Origin of the sequence: Cohnella phaseoli (genome assembly GCF_003386235.1) — a bacterium.
Classification (GTDB): domain Bacteria; phylum Bacillota; class Bacilli; order Paenibacillales; family Paenibacillaceae; genus Cohnella; species Cohnella phaseoli.
Window position 1 is genome coordinate 1 of sequence record NZ_QRDZ01000062.1, and the last position, 23390, is coordinate 23390.

Annotated in this window: 17 protein-coding genes and 1 pseudogene; 10 read left to right on the forward strand and 8 right to left on the reverse strand. The window is 52.9% G+C overall.

What is annotated here, in order from left to right:
- A pseudogene (locus DFP98_RS39590) lies at positions 1 to 180 on the forward strand (hypothetical protein); the annotation flags it as partial.
- Between the two features lie 451 nt (positions 181 to 631).
- Here the strand turns inward: DFP98_RS39590 and DFP98_RS38180 are convergent.
- Positions 632 to 1603 carry a hypothetical protein gene (locus DFP98_RS38180; RefSeq protein ID WP_116065892.1) on the reverse strand — a complete coding sequence of 324 codons (972 nt, stop codon included), beginning with the start codon at positions 1601 to 1603 and terminating at the stop codon, positions 632 to 634.
- Between the two features lie 157 nt (positions 1604 to 1760).
- On the opposite strand from DFP98_RS38180, the gene DFP98_RS38185 reads away from it, so the two are divergent.
- From DFP98_RS38185 to DFP98_RS38195, 3 genes are read left to right on the forward strand one after another with little or no spacing between them, the layout of a single operon-like run.
- Positions 1761 to 2816 carry an ABC transporter substrate-binding protein gene (locus DFP98_RS38185; protein ID WP_220377230.1) on the forward strand — a complete coding sequence of 352 codons (1056 nt, stop codon included), beginning with the start codon at positions 1761 to 1763 and terminating at the stop codon, positions 2814 to 2816.
- Between the two features lie 24 nt (positions 2817 to 2840).
- A complete protein-coding gene (locus tag DFP98_RS38190) occupies positions 2841 to 3614 on the forward strand; it encodes an ABC transporter permease (RefSeq protein WP_116065894.1) in 774 nt (257 codons plus the stop codon).
- Positions 3615 to 4352: an ABC transporter ATP-binding protein gene (locus DFP98_RS38195; protein ID WP_116065895.1), complete on the forward strand. Its 738-nt coding sequence runs from the start codon at positions 3615 to 3617 to the stop codon at positions 4350 to 4352.
- A 64-nt stretch (positions 4353 to 4416) separates the two neighbouring features.
- On the opposite strand, the gene DFP98_RS38200 is transcribed toward DFP98_RS38195, so the two are convergent.
- The 7 genes from DFP98_RS38200 to DFP98_RS38230 all read right to left on the reverse strand — a co-directional run bounded on the left by DFP98_RS38200 (position 4417) and on the right by DFP98_RS38230 (position 18008).
- Positions 4417 to 5016: a nitroreductase family protein gene (locus DFP98_RS38200; protein ID WP_116065896.1), complete on the reverse strand. Its 600-nt coding sequence runs from the start codon at positions 5014 to 5016 to the stop codon at positions 4417 to 4419.
- 1016 nt (positions 5017 to 6032) lie between these two features.
- Complete coding sequence (locus DFP98_RS38205) at positions 6033 to 6686, reverse strand: PsbP-related protein (RefSeq protein ID WP_116065897.1); 654 nt, start codon at positions 6684 to 6686, stop codon at positions 6033 to 6035.
- Positions 6687 to 6720: 34 nt separating this feature from the next.
- On the reverse strand, positions 6721 to 7920 hold the full coding sequence (locus DFP98_RS38210; RefSeq protein WP_181918196.1) for a stalk domain-containing protein: 1200 nt from the start codon (positions 7918 to 7920) through the stop codon (positions 6721 to 6723).
- Positions 7921 to 7991: 71 nt separating this feature from the next.
- Positions 7992 to 14150, reverse strand: a complete 6159-nt coding sequence (locus DFP98_RS38215) for a vWA domain-containing protein (protein ID WP_116065899.1) — start codon at positions 14148 to 14150, stop codon at positions 7992 to 7994.
- Positions 14151 to 14219: 69 nt separating this feature from the next.
- A complete protein-coding gene (locus DFP98_RS38220; RefSeq protein ID WP_116065900.1) occupies positions 14220 to 14579 on the reverse strand; it encodes a zinc ribbon domain-containing protein in 360 nt (119 codons plus the stop codon).
- 328 nt (positions 14580 to 14907) lie between these two features.
- Positions 14908 to 15780, reverse strand: a complete 873-nt coding sequence (locus DFP98_RS38225; RefSeq protein ID WP_181918197.1) for a copper amine oxidase N-terminal domain-containing protein — start codon at positions 15778 to 15780, stop codon at positions 14908 to 14910.
- Between the two features lie 173 nt (positions 15781 to 15953).
- Positions 15954 to 18008 (reverse strand): LuxR C-terminal-related transcriptional regulator, encoded by a 2055-nt coding sequence (locus tag DFP98_RS38230; protein ID WP_181918198.1) that lies wholly within the window; start codon positions 18006 to 18008, stop codon positions 15954 to 15956.
- A gap of 307 nt (positions 18009 to 18315) precedes the next feature.
- On the opposite strand from DFP98_RS38230, the gene DFP98_RS38235 reads away from it, so the two are divergent.
- The 6 genes from DFP98_RS38235 (at position 18316) to DFP98_RS38260 (ending at position 23126) form a co-directional block, all read left to right on the forward strand.
- The gene (locus DFP98_RS38235) at positions 18316 to 18768 is read left to right on the forward strand and encodes a DUF2269 family protein (protein WP_116065903.1); all 453 of its coding nucleotides are present in this window, start codon (positions 18316 to 18318) and stop codon (positions 18766 to 18768) included.
- Between the two features lie 305 nt (positions 18769 to 19073).
- Complete coding sequence (locus tag DFP98_RS38240; RefSeq protein WP_116065904.1) at positions 19074 to 19805, forward strand: response regulator transcription factor; 732 nt, start codon at positions 19074 to 19076, stop codon at positions 19803 to 19805.
- Positions 19802 to 20809 (forward strand): HAMP domain-containing sensor histidine kinase, encoded by a 1008-nt coding sequence (locus DFP98_RS38245; RefSeq protein ID WP_116065905.1) that lies wholly within the window; start codon positions 19802 to 19804, stop codon positions 20807 to 20809. Before DFP98_RS38240 ends, DFP98_RS38245 begins: the two co-directional genes overlap by 4 nt.
- An 81-nt stretch (positions 20810 to 20890) precedes the next feature.
- Positions 20891 to 21604, forward strand: coding sequence for an ABC transporter ATP-binding protein (locus DFP98_RS38250; protein ID WP_116065906.1), 714 nt, complete (start codon positions 20891 to 20893; stop codon positions 21602 to 21604).
- Entirely contained in the window at positions 21601 to 22365 is a 765-nt protein-coding gene (locus tag DFP98_RS38255; protein WP_116065907.1) for an ABC transporter permease, read from the forward strand. The genes DFP98_RS38250 and DFP98_RS38255 overlap by 4 nt, the downstream gene beginning before the upstream one ends.
- A complete protein-coding gene (locus DFP98_RS38260; protein WP_116065908.1) occupies positions 22362 to 23126 on the forward strand; it encodes an ABC transporter permease in 765 nt (254 codons plus the stop codon). Before DFP98_RS38255 ends, DFP98_RS38260 begins: the two co-directional genes overlap by 4 nt.
- Positions 23127 to 23390 lie beyond the last annotated feature (264 nt).

Genomic DNA, 23390 nt, shown 5'->3' on the forward strand with positions numbered 1-23390 from the left:
GATTTGCGGATGACCAAGGTGAAGCAAAAAGTATCCGGCTCATTCCGTACTTGGGAGGGGGCGCATCAATTTGCGCGCGCTCATGGATTTATTTCAACATTGCGCAAACAAGGTCTTCCTGTCCTTCCGTCGCTCATTGCAATTTTCCAAGACAACTTCGCTTTCCCCCAGGGTACCTAAGTAGTAACGGTTTTTCGAACAAACGTCCGTCGCTTAAGCCTGATTCGAGCTGCTTTGTACGGTTTTTCGAACAAACGTCCGTCGCTTAAGGCGGATTCGAGCTGCTTTGTACGGTTTTTCGAACAAACGTCCGCCGTTTGAGCCTGATTCGAGCTGCTTTGTACGGTTTAATACGAACAAACGTCCGCCGTTTAAGCCTGATTCGAGCTGCTTTGTACGATTTACCGACTAACTTCCCTGCGTAGCTTTTGCGTACAAGTAGATTAGCTGTAAAAGTTCAGCATTTTCCAACCAATTGGAAAAACCGCAGGTCAATCAAAGCCCGAAGACTGCCTCATACGCTCCTGAAACCATCTTGCAACGGGTTCACCCTTTCAGGTTTCAGGAGCGAGTTTTTGGGGCCCCATTTATCAACGATTATCGTTCCGGCTGGCTTATCGAAAAATCCCATTTAATGGCAAAACAATCCGAAATTGCGTAGCGGCCAAAATTCGATCGGCTGCTCCAGGAAATACAGCACTTCGGCAAAATTCGAAACCGGAACGATCAACTGCTTCTTGGAGATATCCTTAACCTGCTGGTACGCCTCCACAGGGACGAAGAAAACGTCCGGCCCCTCCTCGATAGCGGACCGTGTATAAGCCTCAATTCGGTCGACCATCCCGATTCGCCCATCCGGGAGAACGGTGCCTACCCCCATCACTTTCTGTCCTTGCGTCACGTCGAGCTCGGATTCCGCGTTCCATTTGGCCAAAGTTCTAATAAGCGCATGAGGGTCGGAATCCGCACCCTCCCATTGATAATACGTTTCCGGAATATCGTACGGCAGTTGGAACAGGTCTCCGAAATCCTGTCCTGCCTCCCCTTCTATCAGAGCAAGCCGCTTGGCCGGCGCAGCATCGGCGACGCTCGCCGCGCTCAACGCCCATTCTCCCGCCTGTGTGGGACGCTTCATCGTATTCGGAGCCTTCAGCACGCCTGCCTTGCCCGGTACCGCGTACTCGCTCGGCGACGCAGGATCAATTGTATATTGCCCCGGAACTGGAGCGGCCAAGAGCGCGGCTACAGTTAGCGCGACCGGGATGAACCTTCCGCCGGCGCCCTTCTCCTGCCAATGCCAAACGGCTAACCCGAGCAATCCGATCGCGCTGCAGAACACAAGCATAAACAAGGGGGCAAGACCCCACAAGGCAAGCGCGGCGACAGCCAAATAGGCGACCGCAAATATTCGATAATAACGAACGGACTTGCGCTTCTCCCTCATCCCTGTCCCGAAGAACGCTACTAATAGGAATAGCAGCGCGGAGACCGCTCCGATCGCCGCGGGCCAAGGACTTTTCAGCGCCATATAAGCAGCCCACAGCACGAAGTAAAGCCCGGAATATAAGACTAATCCTGATCTATTCAGCGTTTGCAGCAGCATACCAACGTCCCCTTAAATTCCACTTTTCCCATTAAAACTATTGACGCGCTCGTCATTTAAACCTAAAATCTAAAATAGTTATTATTCCAACTGAACAACTTGGGTATGGAATGATTATAGTCCGAATCAAATGAATTGTCACGGGGGAGAGATAAAATTGAAATTAAATTTGTGGAAAAAAGGGTTGGGCATCCTCGCGTTGTCCACGCTGCTCGTTGCGGGCGCTTGCGGACAAAATGACAAAACGAGCGAGCCTGCGGCAAGCTCCAGCGCAAGCGCGGGAGGCGCGTCGGAGCAGGTTACTCACAAGCTTCGCCTCGGATACTTGAACGTTATGGACGATGCTCAGACGATTTTGGCCGACCGCGCGGGGATCTATAAATCGCACGGCTTGGACGTCGAGATGCACATGTTTTCCAGCGGAACCGACCTGATCAAGGCGATCGTAGGCGGCCAACTGGACGCCGGAGTGCTCGGTTTCACGAACGCGCTGTCCTGGCTCGACAAAGGCGCGGACTTGAAAATTGTTGGCGGAGCGCAAATGGGATATCACAGCATGCTGGTCGGAGAAAACAGCGATGTGACCGCAATTGAGCAGCTGAAGGGCAAGAGCGTAGCCTCCCAGCAGCAAGGCAGCACCGCCGACATCGTGTTGAACGGCGTCGTCTGGAAGCAAGCCGGTATGGAACGCGGCGACGTCGTTATGCAGCACGTTTCTCCGGCAGTCGCCATTCAATCGCTGGCCGCAGGAAAAGTCGACGGAGCTTTCGTCTTCGAGCCTTACGCTTCCATCGCCAAGCAATCGTATCCGGTTAAGGAAATCTACGAGGTGGGTCAGTCGTGGCCGTTCCCGTGCATGGTCGTAATCGCATCCGGCGATATCGTCAAGAACAACAAAGAAGCGGTGAATCGCATGCTTGACGCGCAGAAGGAAGCGATCGACATGCTGAGCAACGACGCCGCCAAAGCCGCATCGTTTATTACGAGCGACTTTATTACGGAGGACACGCTGAAAAAGGCCGACGGCACGACCGTTCCTGCCGAATCCGTGATTCAAGCCTCTATCGAATCCCAGGTATTCAACTGGAAAATTACCGACGAAGACATCGCCCGCATGGACGAAGTCGGACAAATGATGGTCGATCAGGAAATTTTGAAGGCGAAGCCGGATGTCAAAACCGCTCTTGACCTCAGCTGGCAGGAGCAACAATAACCGACGATTGAAGGGTTCATTCCTATGATTCGCAAAATTCAAAAGCTATGGCCCTTTGCCGCCGCGGTAGCAACGCTTCTGTTGCTGCTGCAGGTCGGTAATTGGGTGAATCCCCTTATTTTTCCGTCCGTTCCGTCCGTGTTTGTGCGCCTGTACGAAGGCGTTGCGGAGCCGAAGTTCTGGAAAGCGGTCGGGGCCAGCATGTACAGATTGTTAATCGGATATCCGATCGCCTGCTTCCTCGGTGGAGTCTTCGGCCTGCTGGCCGGCCTGTACCGGGGTTTTGCCTCTTATTTGCGCAGGCTTATCGCCATTCTTCAATCCATTCCTCCGATTACTTGGCTGCCGTTTCTAATGATTATTTACGGCTTCGGCGACGTTCCGATTATCGCCATCGTCATTATCGCCAGCTTTTTCCCGATGGCGATCGCAGTCATGGACGGAACCGAGGGCGTCGTCCGCACTCATCTGGAAGTGGCGAGAGTGCTTGGCGCCAAGAAGAGCCAGATCGTGCGGAGAGTTTATTTACCGGAGACGCTCCCCGCCTTTATGACCGGCGGCCAGCTTGCGTTCGGCAACGCCTGGAGATCGCTCATTGCCGGGGAAATGTTCGGCAGCGCCATGGTCGGCCTCGGCTTCTCGATCCGGTTCGCGGGCGAGATCGCGGATATGAGCGGCGTTATTTTGTACATTATCGTTATCGGCGTCATCGCGACGCTGCTGGATCAGATTTTAATGGAGCAAGTCAAGCGGAGACTGCTTCGTTGGAGATACATCGCCGGCGGGGAGGGAAAATAGGTGCATACATTGGAGCTGCGCAACGTCAGCAAGCGCTTTGATTCGCTGCAGGTGCTCGACCGGATCGATCTGAAAATCCCTCAGGGGGAGTTTGCAGCGATCGTCGGCCCGAGCGGCTGCGGCAAAAGCACCGCTCTTCGTATGCTCGCAGGCCTCGAAACCGCCACGGAAGGCGATGTTCTCGCCAACGGCGCGAAGATTACCGGGCCTTCTCCCGAGCGGATGATGATCTTCCAGGAGCATGGACTGTATCCTTGGCTGACCGTGGAGAAGAACGTCGCATTCGGCCTTGAGCTCGCCAAAGTGCCTAAACCGGAAGCCATGGAGCGAATCAACGCCGTTCTGGAGAAGGTCAACCTCAAAGGCTTTAATCACTACTTCCCCTCCCAGCTCTCGGGAGGAATGCGTCAAAGGGTCGCTATTGCGCGCGCTCTTGTCATGGATCCGGACATTTTGCTGCTGGACGAGCCGTACGGAGCGCTCGACGCGATGACGCGTCTGACGATGCAAAACGAACTGATCCGGATCTGGCAAGGTACCGGCAAGACGATGCTGCTCATCACCCACGATATCGACGAAGCGCTCTACTTGGCCGATAAGGTGTACGTAATGAGCCCTAGGCCGGGACAGATCATTCATACGACGCATTACGAGGCGCCGAGACCGAGAGATCGGAGCAGTGAGGAATTCGTCGCATACCGCAGAGAAATTATGAAGCTGCTTGGGCTGGACGAATAATAAATAGAGGCGCAGGGGATACTCTCCCCTTGCGCCTCTATTTATTTTGCAGCTATTTAAGCTATTATTTGATCGGTTGTCCGAACGCGCCTTTAAACACCGTTTCCTCTAGCGGACGACGCGGAGACGGAGCCTCGCGCGAAGCCATCATCTCAGGAAGTGCGTCCTTGTCCCCTTGATAGCCAAGAGCAACAGCCGCCTGAATCGCGAAATTCTCCGGAACGTTCATGACTTGGCGAGCTTTCTCGAAATCAAAGCCGGTCATCGCATGAGTGACGAGACCTTTGCGAACAGCTTCATGCGCCAACGCGCCCCAAGCTGCACCAGCATCGAACGCAGCGGACGGGAATGGGCCGTTTTCCGAAGATGTCTGGGAAACGATCAGAATGAGCACCGGTACTTTCGCGCACCAAGCCTGATTGAACTCGGCCAGGAACGACAGAAAATTAGCGCGCTCCTCGGGCGTGCGAGCGACGATAAATCTCCAAGGCTGGAAATTAAACGCAGAGGGAGCAAAACCGGCAGCTTCCAAAACGGCGAACAAAGTTTCTTCCGGAACTTCCTTCTCCTGGAAGGAACGCGGCGACCAGCGATTGACGTTAATCGGATCAATCTCGTACGAGGTTGGGCGGGCTTGAGAGACTGCTTCTTGTATTGTAACCATTATGTTTTCTTTCCTCCTGCGAATGTATGTCTAGTTGGATGAAGTCCACTTACTTTATTATAGCGCATTGAGCTTAGAAACGACACAGCCGGAATTAGTTGCACAGGCGCGATTAAAGCGCTTAAAGCTCATTAAAGCTAACCAATGCTGTCAGATGCTCATCTTTAACGGCAATGACAATTGGATTGGAGTCCGCCAAGGATATGGAAACTTTATTCAGGTCTGCCCCAAACTCAAACTGCCCCGGTGCCGTGTATAGGAGGTTTGATGGTCTGATGGCTTGTTACAGTCCGTATTAATTTTTCCACAACCTCAGACGTCTATGCGTCTTCTGTCCGCACTCGGAAAAACTAGTAACGTATCATTAAACTGGCGGATCTATTTGCACACATGAGGTTACGCAGGGAAGTTAGTCGGAAATTCGTACAAAGCAGCTCGAACCAGGCTTAAACGGCGGACGTTTGTAGGAAAAACCGCACAAAGCAACTCGGCATAGACTCAAACGACGAACGTTTGTAGGAAAAATCGTATAAACCAAACAAGATCAGGGATTCCATGTCACTAAAGCGTCTTCGATGATTATACGAATAACACCTATGGATTTATCTGGAAGTTTTGCGAGGCAATCATAGCCTTGAAACTGTCGTTGTTCTCCAAAATGTGATAGATGGCCGTTAACAGCGAGCGCGAAATCGGGTGTCAACATACAAAGATAGCAAGCAGGGACTGATTGCCCAGCTATAAACGAATTGTCTAACAAAGATAAGTCTGCGTGCTCGTGACGAACTTATTTGTGCTTGGAAAGGCAATCTACACATATATACATGCGGTCCCCCAGTATAAAGGCGACCCACTCCCTTCCACGTGATTTTGTAGTGTACTGAATATCTCTGTAACTCCAGCATACAAAAAAACGCCCAAGGCGAACGGATTTCATTCCGTTTTGTGCCTTGAGCGAAGCGAACGGCATGGCTAGATACATGCACGACAACATTCTCTATCGATTATCTTTTAAACTAATAGATAACTAACGTTTCCACCATTTGACCGACCGTCTCGACATACTTGTCGAAAGCATCATCTTCCGCCAGGTAAGTCAGAACATACGCTTTGCCGTTCTTGATCGACAAGAGCTGCTGCCAAGTCAGACTGAAGTCCCCTTGCTTGCCCGTATACTTAATGACTTGTATATCCAGCCCGTCATCCGTCGCAAATTGCTCCTCCGAAAGGAGGGTAAAATCCGTAATTATCCCTTGCAGCTGTTCTTCCGTCACCTCGACATATTGAGCGAGATCCATCTCTTCCCCGCCGAGATCCTGCATGGAAATGCTGACGTTATCCCGAAACTTGTCGCCGTCCTCGAGTGCAGTCATAAAAGTGATGATGGCGCCCGGGACATCATGGCTTAACGCCCAGTCCTGTGGATATTGAATTTCCACGCCGCTGGCATCGTCTGTGAACATTTCGAAACCGGCATTTGCGCCCGGATCGGCGCTTTGGCTAGGACTGCCGCTCGGGCCGGAACTAGCCGAAGCAATCGGACTGGACGAACCGGACGGCGTCGCGCCGTCTCTCTTATCGTTCGATCCGCTTCCGCAAGCCGCCAATAATAGCGCCAGCCCCAGCGGCAGAGACCACTTTAATACTTGCTTAGCTTTACTCGTCTTCAACGAACATTCCCCTTTACTAATCGCATATCCCGTATTATGGCAGCTTTAATTCGATCTCAAGGCGATAATAGGCCCCGACAATATTCTCAAAATCGGCCGTCAACGCCGGTTTGAAATCGTCCTGCTGAAGCAACCCTACCAGCAGAGTTTGCGCCGGTTTCCCATCCGGTACGAGACGGGCCGTAATCTTGTAACGTCCGATCGGCACTCCTTCAATTCCGAAGCCGTTGTTGGTCACTTTGCCATGCCCGACGATCTTCTTGCCCGCTCCGCCGGCGGTCTGTCCGACCGGCTCCAGCGTCAGCTCGACATCCTCTCGCTCCGGCGGCGGGAGCGTAACGTCCGTCGGGTCCCATAGATCGGCCATATGAAACACTACGGTTCCGGTTTTCGTCAGCGCCGTAAAGTTACGGATCGCGCCCATATTGCCCGCGAAGGGGTCATCATTGTCCGGGGTCAGGTCAATCGGCGACGATACGCCGTTTAATTCGATCGTAGCCTGCCCGCTCGCGCTCCAGGTCGTCGCCATCTTGCTTAATTCAATCCGGTAACGGCCCTTGGCGTCGGTAACGGCTGCTTCATTGCTGTTGTACAGCAGCATGCTGTCGGCGTAGATCGTCGCCCCCTTGATCGGACGGCCTTCCGTATCGATAACGACGCCTTTCAAGACGTAAGGCTCAGCCCCGTCCGTACTACTGTTGTCCTTCTGTCCGTTATCCTTCGGATCGTTGCCCTTCGGATTGTTACCTTCCCCGCCGTTGCCGGCCGATTTGCCCTTATCATGGATATGAATGATCCTATCGCTGCCTTTGCTCGAAACCTCGACGTCATATCCGCTATTCTCCGATACGAAGCGCAGCGGAACCATCGTACTGCCTTTCACGACTTGCGCCGGAACATCCAACGCTACCTTCCGGCCGTTAACGATCGCGGTTTTATCGTTGATCGTCAGTATGATTTCCAGTCCGTTTTTCGTACCGATCGCTTTCTCGGCGCCATTCTCTTTCGCCCACTTGACCTTGAAGCCAAGCGTCTCCATCATTTTGCGGAACGGGACGAGCGTGCGTCCGTCCTTCATAACCGGGGCGGCTTCCTCAAACGTTACCGCCTGGCCGTTATACAATACGCTGATCTTCTTCGCCTGGGCCGCCGATACGCTCGCATGTACCGCCAGTACGATAATCAGCATAGAGGCCAGCAGAATGCCTGTCATTCTTAAACGCTTCATACTCATTGTCATTGCTCCTTTCGGTAGTGGCTTGCTGATCGCTCCTCTTCGGAGGGGAGGCTCCGCCATCCTCTCGTCTATTGGGCCGCCTCCGCCTGCTTGAAATAATACGCCGCGCCGGCATTGAAGCCGTTCCCGAAGTTCACGATATCCGCACTCCCCTTCACTTCTTTGCCGATCTGCACTTCTTCGAAATGCTTCGCCAAATAATCGAACTCGGCGTCGGCCATTTTTAACTTAAGCGGGCTGAGGTAATACTCCAATTTGATCAAGTCTTTATTGTCCATAAAATCGCTGAGTACACTGCCCAATCCATAGGTGTACTTCTTGGCCTCTCTTATAATCTGCTTGTAATTGTCCAGCATCAGAGAAAAGGCGCTCACACTCCAGACCGACGAGCTGACTCCGATAAACGCGCCCGTCATAAACACCAAATAATCGTCTCCGGTAGGCGATACAGGCTCAAGCGCCATCAGATAGTCGGCAAAGCCGCCGTGCTCGCCCGTATCCATAACGGCAATCGTCTCATAAGTCTCCGGATCGATCTCCAGCCACGCCCAACGGTTCTCTCCGTATATCCTCGTCGCCTGATCGGGAATCAGCATCGCCTTGGAGGAATCCTTCGCCCGTTGCAGGAGAAGCTCCGGAAAGCCCTTCTCCTCCATCGATTTCAGATCTTCCTTCCGATTGGCGGGAAGACTCAAGATGAGTTTGGTATCGTCCGGGCTTCTCGACCACACCTCCATGAAATCCGCCGAGTTGCCCGGCAGCACGGCGCCCTCAAGCCTTGAAGCGAACAGACCGCTCATGATCTGGAAGGCGCTCGCGGACTCCTTCGTACTCCGATGCAGCATATTGGCGGACTGCTGCAGATCGATGCTTGTTCTCAGTTGCGAGGAGCCGCCCTTGGCACGTACGGTCACGACGATAACCCGTTCTTGATTCGTACGGCCTGCGGTCACATCCAGGGTGTGGGCAAGCTCATCCTCATAGGCCGTCTGGCTGGCAATAAACCGGTACAAAATGTTGCGCGTATACCATACAAGCGTCGATTGGTCATCCGGCCGCTTCGCCGCCTGATAGGCGCGGTCGGCCGCCTTCTGAACCGTTCCGGTCGCTGCGGACGACAGATCCGGAAGGTTAACGGCCAACGTGTGGAACACGCCGCTGATCTCCTCCCCTTCCTGAAGCTTCGTTTCGTGAACAAGCTTCTTCTTCGGCAACTGCACTTCGATTCGCACGCCTGTAACGTTGAATTTTCGGGGGTCTACTTGTTGATCTCCGACAATTTGTACCGTCTGATTTTCCAGAACTGCGGTATACAGGCCATTGGCACCGCCAGCGCGAATATCGACCGCTTCCTTGCTTAACAGATCCAGGTCGAGCGAAGTATTCAGCACGCGCACTTCCTGTATCCCGGAATCGCCGCCGCTTTCGCCGCCTCCCAATGCGCCCGCCACATCTCCTGCAACGGCGTTCACACCTTTATTTTCCTTCGGCTTGATCTTGTAATAGACGCTGATCGTGCCTTGCACAGGCGTCATGCTCCGGCTCTCTTGCCCGGCGGGGAGGAAGACCAGCCCGCTCAGCTCGGATAAATCCTTCATGAAGGGCACAACAAACACTTTGGTTCTCCCTTCCTCGTCGGAATAAGACCAGGCAGGCAAAAATTGTTGCTCCGCCTTATCCACGCTGCCCAATTCCTGCAAAGCCTGCCTCCCCTGATCGGTCAGCTTCACCATTCTCAGCGACGGGCCGTAACCGAGCTTAGCCAGCAGACCTCCCGTCAGGTTGGCCAAGTCTCCTTCGTTTCCCCAGCCCTGGGTCAGCACCGCCTCGGGCGAATTCCGGTACATATAGTAATAATCCGGCGATGGCAGCCATTTCAGCCCGTTGATCAGAGCCTGAAAATCCGCCAACGTCTTCACCGACTGCATCTGCATCAAACCAAGCACGGTCGGCAGCGGGGCCGGAACGCCCTCCCGCGGGCCGCTCCCGGCATCCAGATCCGCCGCCTGCGCAGCATTGGCCGACGACTGTGCCGCCGCCAAAGCCTGGTGCTGGCGAATCGCATTCGTCAGCGCCGCCGAGAGCTGAATATCGAATTTCCGGTCAAGTTCGGGAGATACCCGTTTGACCAACAGCCCCTCCTCCTGGAAAGCGTCCTTCGCAACCGGCAGCTTCAAGCTGCCGAACTGATCGGATTGCAGCTCCCAGGTGAGATCCGCCTGCTTGGACGGCAAGGCGAAGATAAGGAAGCCGCGCCGGGAGGCGCCGTCAAATACCGCCCAGTCCTTGTCGATGCCGAGCAGCAGATCGTCGGTTGCCCGATCGGGCGACAGCTCCTGCCGCTCGTCAGCGGATTGCCCGGCTTGCCCCCCGCTCGCAACGAGCTTAAGAGATTCTCTGAACCCGGACGTGCCCGAGCCGTCCTTCGTATCGGCTATCGTGACATCCGCCACGACGTAGTCGCCGCTGCCGGACTCAAGGCTTTTGATTCTGGCGAGCGCATTTACCGTAAGCGCCACGCCATCCCCTTGATAAGCCACACCCGCTGCTCCGGCCGCATTGTCTGTGCCGCTGCCCGCACTGCCCGCTCCCGCAACGTCTGACCCCTTGCCACGGATCGGCAGGACGGTTGCTCCGCCATACAAGTCGACATACAGGTCCGTCGGCTTATCCTTCAGAACGTTCGGCGTCTGGAAAGCGAACCGGATCTTGTTGGAGGAGCCCGGCCCCATCGTCACCGGCCGCAGCAATCCGTAGGGCAGAAGAGCGGTAGCCGTATTCACGGGAATCAGGAACGGCCCCTTTCCGCTCTTGACGCTCAGATAGAACCTTTGTGCAGGGTCCATCTTCAAATCCGCCTGAACGTTGGATTGCAATTCCGCCTCTATCACTTTGAATATGCTTGTTTTTCTTTTCAACTCGACGGTTTCGATTTTCTCCGTATCGCTGCTCGCCTTCACCGTCAGATTAAATGTATCCGAGAGTTTGCCGGTTACACTTGTCGGCAGCTTAGTCACTGCGAGCTCCTCCTGCTTCGGAGGATTGCCGACCAGGGGCAGCACAACATGACCGTACGTCGTGTCGTAATAATTCAGGGATACCTGCTCCAGCTTCTCGTCAGGGACGAGAAAGACCAGCATTCCCCGTTTTGTCTCGTCGGTTCCGATCGTAATACCGCCTTCTCCCGGCGGAGCGATAGGCGTCTCCGTCAGCCAGGTTGCCGTCGAAGCCGGATAAGAACCGGATTCGTTCACATTCATGAAGAAGTGCGAAGCAAAATCGGGAATCAGATACGGAACGCCTTCCCCGTAAATATTTTTGATATCCATATCGACCGCCGCGAAGCTCTTGCCGGTAGGCGCATCAACGCCTTTAAGCCGCTTCAGAAAATACAGCTCGCGGACGTTCCATTCCGCGGCCTTGTTCTTCCCTTTCGCGCTGAGCGGAATGCGCTTGTAAATCTTCACGTCCTTGCTTGGAATATCTTGACCGTACACAAGCGATGCCGTCGCCAATTCATATTGCGTAATTTTCTTGCCGGCCTCGTAGCTGATCGTATCGAGCGTGATCCGATCGTTGACATTCAGTCTGACGGGAAAATTGACCAACTGACTGTCCGTATATTGGCGAACGGCGCCTTGCTCCGAATCGTTAGTAATAGCAAGGGATAATGCCACCTTCTCGGCAGGCTTCCGCTTCACTTCGGCCAATGCCTCCTGGAAGGCCTTGGCCAATACTTGCGGATCTTCGGAGATAACATATTTGCCGCCCGATTTGTCCGCAGCCCATTTGAACGCTTCTTCTCCCTCTCCCGTCCCCATACCTACCCATAGCACCTGAATGCCCTCTTGCTTGATTCCCGTCAATATTTTCTCGAACGTTTCCTTCTGGGACGAATCCACATCCAGGGCCGCATCGGTCAAATAGACCATCACTCGTTTGTCCGAAGGGACCTTCCTTAACGAGCGATATGTCGCCGACACAGAGTCGAGGATGTTGGTTCCCGTACCGACCCCAAGATTGCCCAGCGACTGCAGCACCTCCGACTTACGATGGGTCAGCACCTGTTCGACACTGACTCCGGCCGAGAAGCTGATCAACTGCATCAGACTATTTTCCGGAAGCTGCCCGATAAAATCGTGAAAAAGATATTTCATCTTATCGATCCGGTAGTTGCCCTCCCCGCTGGCCGGGCTCATATCCATGGAACCGCTGATGTCCATCGTCAGAGAGATGACCGGAGCATCGGACGGAGCCTGCTCCTTCGGCCGTTCGTAGGTCAGCTCGAATTGATTGCCCAGCCTGTCGTTAATCGAGGTGAACACATGCGTAAGCACGGCTGCGTCCTTGGCGGAATAATAGGTGCCTTCCGACATTCCGGCCAGCTCAAGCAAGGTCGCAGAGTCGTGATCCGGACCGAAGCCGATCGTGAACAGCGGTATGCCGGATGCTTTGACAGCCTGCACCACCTCTTGCTTGGTCGCTTTGCTTCCCGTTCCCGCTTTCTCGGCGCTGCTGTCCACGCCGTCCGAGAATACGACCATGGTCGGCCGCTGCTTCTCCTTCAACAGATCGAGCCCTTGCACGACAGAATCGTATAAGGCGGTATTGCCCTTCGCTTTGACCTGTTTCAGACTTTCCAGCACTTCCTTCTTGCCGGTTCCCGGCAGCAATCGCGCATCCGAATCGAAGTCGATCACCTGAATATGCGTGTTCTCCGGAAGTCCTTGAATAAAAGTCCGCGCGGATTCCAGCACCTGCTCCATCGACTTCGCCATGGAGCCGGAGGAGTCGAGCGCCAGCACCACGCTAGGCGGAATTTGCAGCCGCTCGAGCTTCAGAATTTTGCCCGGTTGTCCGCCTTCGAGAATCTGGATATCCGCCGGCGTTGGCGTATACTTGGGACTGCGGGAATCGAGCAGCATAAAGTCGATCTTGGCCTGCTCCCCCTGCTCGGCGATTGTCTCCATCTTAAGCAGGCTCTCATCGCCGGTGGAATCGCCCAGCCCGTCGTTGTTGTAGGAGTTAGCGAGCAAGGGCTTGATTTCAAGCTCGGTCATCTCCCCCGAACTGACCGGGATCATCCTTGTATTCAGATCGATAGCCCCCGTCTGGCCGCCCCGCTGCGTCGCCTTTACATTCCAATAACCGGCAGGGAGCCAGAACAACATGTCTCCTTCCGGCGTCTTATCGCCTTGCAAGTTAAGCTCCGGATGGCTCATCGTAACCCCCGGGGACATCGCCACCTGAATCGAGCCCAGCATATTTCCCCGAACCCTCAAAGCTCCCAGCCGCTCCCCGTCCCGGAACGGACTGATGTCCTCTCCCTCGTCAAGCGTAAAGGAGATTTCTCCAGGCTCGGATCCGCTGCGCCAGGTCACTTTCCACAAAATCGGCACGGACGAATCCTGCGGAATGTCGTTTAGCATATAATCCTTTGTTTTGTACGCGTACATCCACTTGGTATAGAGGATATCCCTTCTGTACTGGCCTTGCTCGGAGACTCCCCTTCCGACCACTTGCATCTCGCCATCGGTCAGCGTAGCTTTGATGCTCTGATATTTGTGACCTTCATTAGTAGTCATAAAATAGATTTCCTGATTTTTGAAATCCTCGGCTTTGAAGGTTACGGTTTTTCCCTGCTGCAGCTTCAACTCCTGATACACCGTCAGCAAATACCCCCCGCCGTTCTTCGAGGCAACGCCCCACCATTGATCTCCTGCTGAGTCGGCGGCGTGAATCACCCATTTGTCCTCATCCGGCCCCCGGTAAAATTCGCCGCCAAGCTCCGCGACATACAGATTCAGATCGTCGAAAGGATCAACCGTCTTATCCGTCCACTCCACCTGCATCTGCCACGCGGTGCCGCTGGTCATTCGCGACGTTTCCCTATTGTCGGTATCGATATAGCGAAGCTCCTGATATTGATTAGGCAGCAGTTTGACGGATTGATAGTTGCTCTGGGAGCCGAAAGGATTCAAGTAAGGGATCGCAACCTCCCAATTTCCGATCGGATACGCCTTTCTGCGGGGTGCGTCCTTAACCGTCTCGTTTAATCCCGAACTCCCGGGGGTAACGGGCGAATTGTTAACTGTCGCTTCCTTCGTTCCGTCGGACCTAAGCTTGTTATTGCCCCCCAACGCCCAAATAGCGCCATACGCCAAAATGCCGCCAATCAGAATGAGAAGGGCGATTTTGACGTATTTCCTGTTTAATAAGTTTTTCATTACAAATATCCGCTCCAATCTTCTTCCGGGAAGTGCGATCGCACACCCGCGTTATCCCCTGCTCCCCCTTTAATCGACTTCCGAAAATGTATGGCCGCAAGAAGAACAGAAGCGCGCGTCGATGGGAACAGCTTTGCCGCATTCGCAATCCTTCTCGTTCGCGAGCAATTTGATCTGCTTTTTTAATTCCTGAATTTCATTCTCCAGCCGTAAAATTTCCTCTATGTTCGAATGATAGTCCCATTTCTTCCCTTCCGAGTCGCGATTGTTCGCAGCCAAAAATACGATTCGGCCAATATCCCGATAATGCTGCTCGATTTCTTTTTGCTTGCCGCCGCTCTGCATTTTGAGCTTATTGACTTCCACCAACGTCTTCGCCTTGCTGCCCGCTTCCGAAAAACCCGATTTCACTTTGTCCATAAAACTCATCGCAATTCCTCCAATTTCTATGAAAATGGTCTGTCTGACTCCAACCACGCAATCACCCGGCAACTTCCTCTTCCCAATTTAGCACCGCAGCTTTTTTTGCGATATTATACCTTCGTATACTTTTGAGTCGTCTATCGTCCGAACATAAGCTCCATACCGATTTCTTTCGGTCCTACGATTCGTTCGCATCAACCGCCAGATGGATAAGACCGTGAAGATGCTGATATCCTAAACCATAGCAAATAATAGAAACACCTCTCCCCAGTGGTTGCCAATCAACCTTTAGAGAGAGGTGTTATATATTTCATTTGTTGATGATTAATTAAAATTAGACTCCTTCATGATAGTAGACCCGAACTCTATATTCAGGGATAAGAGTTGAACCAACATTTGATAGAGAAACATTTACAGTAATCTTATCCCCAAATGTATACAAAGTATATGAGCCTGAATTATATTCTTCATGATAGAGAGTTGAAAAATAGTTCAGAAAACTGTAATAAACCTGTGTCTGTTCTTCTAAATCTTGACTTTGTTCCGTGATGTAAGAAACGGTTTGCAGCCCCTCTGAAATAAATGAATACTTGAGACTGCCCTGTATAGCATTTGAAAATTGATAATTGTATACAAGCGTTCCGGAATTGTCCGATTCAATAAACCTTTCTTTGAGTTCACGTTCATTTGACTTCTCTATCTCCGCCGCGGTTGCCCCCCAGTTATAATCAAAATACCTATCCTTATTGTAGTTCCAAAAGGTCCCAATCATTATCCTTTTAGTATCAGGATCTACGTAGAAGCCGCTCTCTGTTACTTGCGCTACAAATTTCAACGGTACAAATGTATTTCCTTTTATTGTTTTCGGTGCAACCGCCAGTTTTACTTCATTATTATTAACTAGCGCAATTTTATTTCCTATTTGAAGTTCAATATTATATTTGTCGTTTTGAGCTATGATTTTTTTAGTTTTTGGATCGAAGTTCACTGATAGACCCAAAGATTTAAATAAAGGTTTAAACTGAACTAGAGTAACACCTTTTTCTGTAACTGGATTAACATCAAAAATTACTCTTTTTCCCTCGACAAAAATAATATTCTGTTTTTTATCCTGAGTTATGCTTTGTGATGCTGCATATATATTCGTATGAGACAAAAACAATAAAAATATTACAATAGATACGATTTTTATTTTCTTACTGTTCATTGAATCCCTTCTTTCTCTTTTAATAAGGAAACATACCATAATAATCAAAAAACTACTTCTTGAATGTACCACATTCCCTCCAAAATGTTTACCAAATCGCCCAAACCAGATAAACAATTGCACTTTAATGTAACAAAGACAAGCCTAAAAGCAAGCTCGTCTTCTTGGCAAAACTATTGCGCCTTGTTCAACAAACGGTTAACCAACTGAGTCCGGTTCTTGATGCCCAGCTTCCGGTAGATCGCCGATAGATGCTTCTTGACCGTAATTTCCGAGACATACAGGCTTGCCGCGATCTCTTGGTTCATATAGCCTTGTACAAGCAGCCTCGCTACCTCGTTCTCCCGGGCCGACAACATCGGCAAATCGTTGGTCCGTCCCTCGGAATGCTCCGACAAGCCGAAGGACTCTACCATTTTGTTCAAATAACGCTGCAGCTTAGCGCCTCTTGTGTCCAGCACGTAATACGGCGCAGGCGTATTGGCGTCATAATCGTAATGTACGATGTCTCCCGTCTGCTCGCATCCCAGGCTGAGGTGGAAATCGTTTAAGAAGGGGAGATCCGGAGGGGACGCTACGACATAATCGGAGGAAATCAGCAGCGAAATGAACGTCAGCCCCGCGGTCGTACGGATCGTAACATCCCCGAAATCGGCGACATCGATCGTTTTGACAAAATAACCGGCAATATGCCCTTCCGCCTCCCGAAGCTCCCGCAACTCGTTTTCCGGCAAACTCTGAAAATAAGCGGAGGACAACGGCCGAGCGCACAAGTAGTCCAGCGTTCCCGCATGGATCGGAATGATTGCCGTCAGACCGCATATGCTCCCCTGCTGATCCCTCATCAGCTTAACAATGCCGGGTTCGAGCTCATGCAGCTCCTGAAGATGAATATGCTTCACCATCTGCGAGCTTTCTTCCGGGGAGATCGCGTACTCGAACAGTTCGCCCGTATCCGGGTTCAGCAGCGGAATGCACACCTCTTGCGAGTTGGTCCGACGGTTTTCCAAGTACCGCTCTGCCTCCGTCCAGTTGGACGAATTCAGCGGCTCCATACGATACGGCGACAATTTCTGATAGCAGAAATTGCGGACTACATGATCTCCGATATAATAGTGCCATTCGACGCCCTCCCAAGCGATCTCCTTACGCTGAGTCGATCGGGTCATCTTGTTGTAGTAATACATAATGCAGCGCTGCTGCAGCCGGTTGTAATGCTCGGGCTGTCGGATCCGCAGCTCGTGGCCGATGGCATCCCTCATCAAGTCGTGCAGGATCCATCCTCGATCTACTCTGCGGACAAAGGAAAGCCCGGCAAGCCACTGAAATAATTCCGTCGTCACCGCCTGATCCAATACGCAGGAAAGCAATTCCTGATTAAAATGGCGAAGCACCGCCGCAGTCTCCACAAGCTCCCTGAGTTCGTCGTTCGGAACCTCCGTCAGCCAAGTCCTTACGACATGTTCGAATACTTCGATTCCGTCCGCTATGGCCAAGTCCTGAACATTCTGGACCATCGTCGTCGACACGATCAAGGACAAGGTGAGCGGATGCCCTCTGGTCTTCATCCAGATTTGTCTGATCATCGGCTCCTCGGAAATGCCCGAGCAGTCCAAATATTGTTTTACGGAGAAAAAGTCGAGATCGCCAATCGGCATCCGGTGTATCCAATGACGCCATGCCGGGGAGCTGAGCCAGAGACCCTGCAAGGGAAATCTTCCCGCAACGACAATGAGAATATCCGAATGCAAGCGCGGAAGGAAAAATTCTCTCAGCCAATTCTCCATATCGTTCATCTCTTCGAAGGTGTCCAGCGCAAGAACCAGCTTCGTATTGTCCGCCTTCTCCCTCAGGACGCCGTGACAAAGCTCCAGCAGCGTCTGCGGTTCGGCGATCCGCCCCAGCTTCTCTGCCGGGTAGCCGAGCATACGCAGCAGTTCCGTACAGAAGTCGTTAGGCGTATGGGAGAACCCGCGGCTGTCCATCAACAGAAACACCGCCTTCGCATTCGCAGCTAAACCTCGGAACTCGTCTAGCAAGTAACTTTTACCCACGCCGCCCGTACCATAAATGTTCAAAACACGTTTGGATTGTCCGCTCATTGCCAGCTGCTGCAGGAAAAACCCAATTTCGTTCTCCCGCCCCACCATGTAGTGCCGTTCCATTTGTTCGATCTTGGCAGCTATGCATTCCTCGGATTCCGTTACCTTCACATCGCCATCGCTCATGGCATCCATCTACCTCCGACTGAATCATCCGCGGTCCGGTTTGATCTATTGATCATCTCATGAAATGGTTTGTATCTAACAGTGCCCGGCATCCCGACTTCCATCATGACCGGTCATCATTGTGGCTTCGCTTTTGTCATGACCAGTCATGTTTATTGTCATTTTAGTCATAGGTGCGGCGGCTTTGAGGAAAAAGCAATACCGCGATCGACCGTATATTATACGTTCGGATAATAGACTGCCGGAGAGGAGGGATGGTACCGTAAATGTATTCTTAAGGAAGATTCCGGGAGGAGAACAGAAGATTATGCAATGGTTAGTATTGATTCATGTTTTGTCGGCGATTATGGGGATCGGACCTACGTTTTTTGGACATGTGCTGGTTAGAATCAACCAAACGCCTGAACAGCTGCGTCATTCTTTGAAGCTGGCGGGGAGGCTGGATTTTTTCCCCAAGGTCGGAGGCTCTCTTGCGGTTATAACGGGAATTTTACTCATTGTGCTCAACGACTACGGTACTTTTACGCAGCTCTGGTTAGTCGGGTCGCTCGTGCTCTATGTTTTGATTCAAATCGTCGTAATCGGCTTCGTCGCTCCATCGCAAAAACGTCTTGCCCAATGGGTGTTCGATGAAGCGAACTTGAACAAGTCCGAGCTGCCGTGGGAACAGCGCAAAATCCTCGCGAAAGCGAATTCGATGCTTTATGTCGCGTCCAGCATGGGCCTGGTTCTGTTTGTTTTTATGATTTTGAAGCCTTAGAGCGCGCTTAGTAGTGCAATGTGGAAGAGGCTGTCCCCTAAGCCAAGAAAGTTGCTCTTGAAGAAATCGAAGAACAAGGGTTCAAGGTGTATGTACCTCCTTTGTTTAATCGATCATCTCAAGCAACTCTACTTAGGGGGGAGCCTTTTTTCATGTGTGCGTTACAGCTCGGGGGCGCCGCTCTCCCGCCAAGCGCTACAAATCGTTTTGATCGCTTGATAAGCAAAATGTATAATCGTTGTGAAATCAATTCGTACGATCGGGTTGAGCGGTTAGTGCCCGTTTGCGATGAGGAGACGAAGCAAATGAGTGATGCGAGATGGATTCCTGCCGGAAAGCCGAAGCAGATTCGAGCCGAAGGAACAAGAAGCATACTTTATATTGAAGACAATCAGGAGATCGGACTGTGGGTCAAGGAGGAGCTGGAGCAGCGCGGTTATGAGGTACAGTGGCTAATATCCGGAGACGGCGCGGAACGGGAAGTGCTTGAGAAAGATGTGGTCATCCTCGATATTATGCTTCCGGGGCTGGACGGTTTTACGATCGGTCAACGTTTAAAAAGAGCGGCGCCGACGGTACCGATCCTGCTTCTGTCCGCACGTTCGGCTGTTGAGGATAAGCTGGCCGGGCTTCAGTTCGCCGACGATTATGTGACCAAGCCCTTTCATATCGACGAGCTGGCAGCGAGAGTGGAAGTTCTGCTGCGCAGGAGCGGATCGGGACTTCCGAAGCGTCTGCAGCTGGGACAGCATATCGTCGTCAATATGACCGAGAATACGGTGCGGAATGAAAGTACGGGAGAAGAAATTATCCTGACGGGCAAGCAGCATCAGATTTTGATGTATTTTCTGAGCCGTCCCAATCAGATTTTGCCTAAAGAACAAATTTTCGAAGCAATCTGGGGCGAACCGTACATGGAGGGCGACAAAACGCTAATGGTCCATATTCGCCACCTCCGCAAGAAGCTGGAACAAAACCCGGACGCGCCGGAAATCGTTGCAACGGTTCGAGGCATCGGATACAGGGTCAGGCTATGAAACGTTTTGGATCGTTTTTTCGCCGGTATTTGCTATTTCATTTTCTAGTTCTCATTTTCTTGCCGCTTCTGGCGATTTTCATGGTTGCCGGCGTATCTCCCTCCGAAGGATCGCCGGGCACATTGTATGAATATCGCAGCATGGTGGTCTTGATCGGTCTCATCTTTGCCGTATTTATCTGTATTTCGTGGATTTTCTTCTATCGTCTCCGCCGACGGCTGATCCGTCTGCAGAAAGCGATGGCCGTCCCTGCGGACGGCGACCGGCTTCCCCGCCCCATGTCCGTTCGCCCCACACGCTTGGACGAAATCGGTCAGTTGGAAGCATCATTTAACCGAATGGTCCTCCAGCTCGAAGACAGTCGCCGCCGGGAACTGGAAGAGGAATCGCTCAGACGAAGACTGATTGCGAATTTGTCGCACGATTTACGGACGCCGCTTACCGTTATTCGCGGGCACGCCTCAAGGCTGGCCAAAGAACCGCTCGGCCCGGAAGGACGCGACTCGCTGGGAGCGATCGACCATACGATTACACGCGTCGGCGAACTAATGGACGACCTTCTGGCGTACACGCTGCTCACCTCGGGCAAATACCCGTATCATCCTGTTCCAACGGATATCGTTCGGTTAGCGAGAGCCTCAATCGCTTCCTGGTATCCGGCATTCGAGCAGGCTGGCTTCCAAATTGAAGTCAATCTGCCGATGCAGACGACGTTCTCATGGGAAGTCGATCCGCAGTGGATGACGCGCGTGCTTGACAATCTGTTTCAGAACATCCTTCGGCACGCAGGAACCGGCCAATATGTCGGTATAGCGGTGAATGCGGAATTGCAGGGACTGACGATCGCGGATCGCGGGCCCGGATTGGACGAGCCCTCCGACGACCGCGGCGCCGGCATTGGACTGGCGATCACTACGCATATGTTGAAGGAAATGAAGCTGCAGGCGGATTTTGTATCGGATGAGACCGGCACTAGCGTGACGATCTGCCAGGCGAAAAATTAAACTGGATTTAAACGGAGCCCTCCCCGGCATTTAACCTGAACCGGTTACAATGAAAAGCATGTTAAGAAGGGGAGGCTGTACATGCTTACCATCCATCGACTCGTCAAACGCCGCGGATCCCGCGCGATTCTCAGCGGCGTCAGCTTTCAGGCGCGACCCGGCCGGGTGACCGGCTTCCTCGGGCCAAACGGCGCAGGCAAAAGCTCGACTCTCCGCATTTTGCTAGGGCTCGATAGTGCCGCTTCAGGCGAAGCGCTTATTAACGGAGTACCGTATGCGCGTCTTCGCAACCCGCTCGCCACCGTTGGCGCTTTGCTCGACGGCTCCGGCGCTCACCGGGCCAGAACCGGACGTGCGCATCTGAACTGGATCGCCCGTTCGGCAGGATTGCCTCGCTCCCGGGTCGACGAAGTGCTGGGAATCGTCGGTCTGACCGACGCTGCGTCCAAGCGCGTCGGCAGCTACTCTCTCGGCATGGGGCGCCGACTCGGGCTGGCCGCCGCGCTGCTCGGCGATCCCGAAATCCTGATTTTGGACGAACCCGTGAACGGTCTCGATCCGGAAGGCATCCGCTGGATCAGAACATTGGTACGCGAACGAGCCGCAACAGGACGTACGGTGCTGCTATCCAGCCATCTGATGGGGGAGTTGGCCGAAACGGTTGACGATGTGATTGTCATTAACCAGGGGCGAATCGTCGCAGACGGTACGCTTGCCGAGGTGGTCGGTGCTCACGACACCCTTGAGGACGCTTTTTTCGCACTTACGACTCAGAACGGCGGGGTTGCACCATGAGGGCGCTTACTGCGGAATTGTCCAAGCTAACCTCCCTGCTGTCGTTCTGGGTCGCGCTAGCCACAGGGCTGATTGTCCCGACGGCCATTGCCGCGCTCAACTCCGTGTCGACCCGAAAGGAGCTTGACCTAGGCAGTGAAACCGCTGTCGGAATCGATATGGGCTATCAAGAATTGGCGTTCGGCGTCATCGGCGCAATCATCATTGGCGTTATTGCGGTTAGCAACGAGTACTTCACCGAAAGCGCCGAATCCGGAGGCGGACGCCAGATTACGACCAGCCTGATCGCGGTGCCGTCCCGCCTCCGCTTCCTGCTGGCGAAAGCAACCGCTGTTGCACTGGTCAGCGCAGTGCTGGCCTCAGCCGCTGCAGTCGCTACGATGGCTGCGATCCGGATCGTCCTTGGGGAGCATGCGCCTGAGATGGGAAGCGAGGCTATTCCACGACTGGCAGGCATCGTCTGCTACTGGGTGCTTACTGCGCTTCTGGCATTCGGGATTACTGTCCTTACCCGGCATGGCGTCATTCCGCTCGCTATCCTAATTGTGAATACTTCCGTCGTCACCGTCACTTATCTGCTCACTCGCCTTACATCGCTCGCATACTATCTGCCCGATATGGCGGGAATTCGTATGTTTATTCGCAACCTTGAAGACTCGACCGTAGAGATTGCCCCGCTCGTCGGCGGTCTGGTCATGACAGCCTGGGTCGCGGCGCTTCTCATTATTGCCGCTATCGTATTTTGCCGGAGGGACGCATGAGCGCTGAAGTCGCCCGGTCTCGCAGCCGGGAATTCGTCCAAGCACTCGCCGCAGAACTGTCCAAGCTGTGGTCGCTGCCAGCCGTATGGCTCACCTTGGGCGGTTCGCTGATCGTCAATCTCATCCTGGCCGCTGCCTTCGTCAGCGCCGGGTTGCAAGGCTTAACCGGCACGCCATACGTACTCGATATCGGGTTAGCCTCGATTAGCTACATACAAGCCGGGTTCATCATTCTCGGGATTGTCGCTTCCTGCTCCGAGTATACCGGCGGGCAAATTCGCACCACTCTTACTGCGATCCCCCGGCGCAGCCTTCAACTCGTTGCCGCTCATCTTGCCCTGACGATCGTGGTCATCCCCGCCGCGATCATCACTGCCGCGTCCGGCGTCCTGTTCGCCGCAATCGCTCTCGGCAACGCTTCAGCTTCTATGGAGTTAGGCAGCACTGTCCGTATGCTTGCAGGGGCGACCGGGTATCTTGGTTCGACGACCCTCATCAGCGCATCCTGCGGAGTTCTGCTGCGTCGAACGCTTCCTGCGGCAATTGCCCTACTCGGCTATTACTTCATCGCCGGTCCGCTCTTGCGAGAGCAAACCACTCAAGCGAGGTACCTCCCGGACACAGCAGGGTTCGCCATGTGGTTCCCGCAGCCCGAAGATGCGAGCGCACTGTCGGCGGCGCAAGGAGCCTTCGTCTTGGTCGCTTGGACTTTGGCGGCGTTCGCGATCTCCTTGGCCGTATACCGCAGCCGAGATGCGTGATTGCAAAAACGTCTTGGGCGTTCTCTGGACAGAGTTTGGCGTTCGAAAGGCGATCGGATCGCTCCTGCGATTGATTAGGCCGTTCGTTCGTCACACGCCAGCTTTAGATGGAATTTCGTACAAAACTCATTCCTCTTCGTTTATTCGAGATCATTTTGTACGATTTATAGTTACTACTTAGGTCTCCCGAAAATAGGGAGACTTTTTCATAAATTTTAAAGGAATTTGGATACCACACGACGAACTATTTCTAATATACAAGTG

Bases quoted from the DNA above. Each gene is read 5' to 3' on its own strand.
- DFP98_RS38240 (WP_116065904.1), top strand. From the start codon at position 19,074: ATGAGTGATGCGAGATGGATTCCTGCCGGAAAGCCGAAGCAGATTCGA.
- DFP98_RS38200 (WP_116065896.1), bottom strand. From the start codon at position 5,016: ATGGTTACAATACAAGAAGCAGTCTCTCAAGCCCGCCCAACCTCGTAC.
- DFP98_RS38250 (WP_116065906.1), top strand. From the start codon at position 20,891: ATGCTTACCATCCATCGACTCGTCAAACGCCGCGGATCCCGCGCGATT.
- DFP98_RS38220 (WP_116065900.1), bottom strand. From the start codon at position 14,579: ATGAGTTTTATGGACAAAGTGAAATCGGGTTTTTCGGAAGCGGGCAGC.
- DFP98_RS38180 (WP_116065892.1), bottom strand. From the start codon at position 1,603: ATGCTGCTGCAAACGCTGAATAGATCAGGATTAGTCTTATATTCCGGG.
- DFP98_RS38210 (WP_181918196.1), bottom strand. From the start codon at position 7,920: ATGAGTATGAAGCGTTTAAGAATGACAGGCATTCTGCTGGCCTCTATG.
- DFP98_RS38260 (WP_116065908.1), top strand. From the start codon at position 22,362: ATGAGCGCTGAAGTCGCCCGGTCTCGCAGCCGGGAATTCGTCCAAGCA.
- DFP98_RS38190 (WP_116065894.1), top strand. From the start codon at position 2,841: ATGATTCGCAAAATTCAAAAGCTATGGCCCTTTGCCGCCGCGGTAGCA.
- DFP98_RS38245 (WP_116065905.1), top strand. From the start codon at position 19,802: ATGAAACGTTTTGGATCGTTTTTTCGCCGGTATTTGCTATTTCATTTT.
- DFP98_RS38215 (WP_116065899.1), bottom strand. From the start codon at position 14,150: ATGAAAAACTTATTAAACAGGAAATACGTCAAAATCGCCCTTCTCATT.
- DFP98_RS38230 (WP_181918198.1), bottom strand. From the start codon at position 18,008: ATGAGCGATGGCGATGTGAAGGTAACGGAATCCGAGGAATGCATAGCT.
- DFP98_RS38255 (WP_116065907.1), top strand. From the start codon at position 21,601: ATGAGGGCGCTTACTGCGGAATTGTCCAAGCTAACCTCCCTGCTGTCG.
- DFP98_RS38225 (WP_181918197.1), bottom strand. From the start codon at position 15,780: ATGAACAGTAAGAAAATAAAAATCGTATCTATTGTAATATTTTTATTG.
- DFP98_RS38235 (WP_116065903.1), top strand. From the start codon at position 18,316: ATGCAATGGTTAGTATTGATTCATGTTTTGTCGGCGATTATGGGGATC.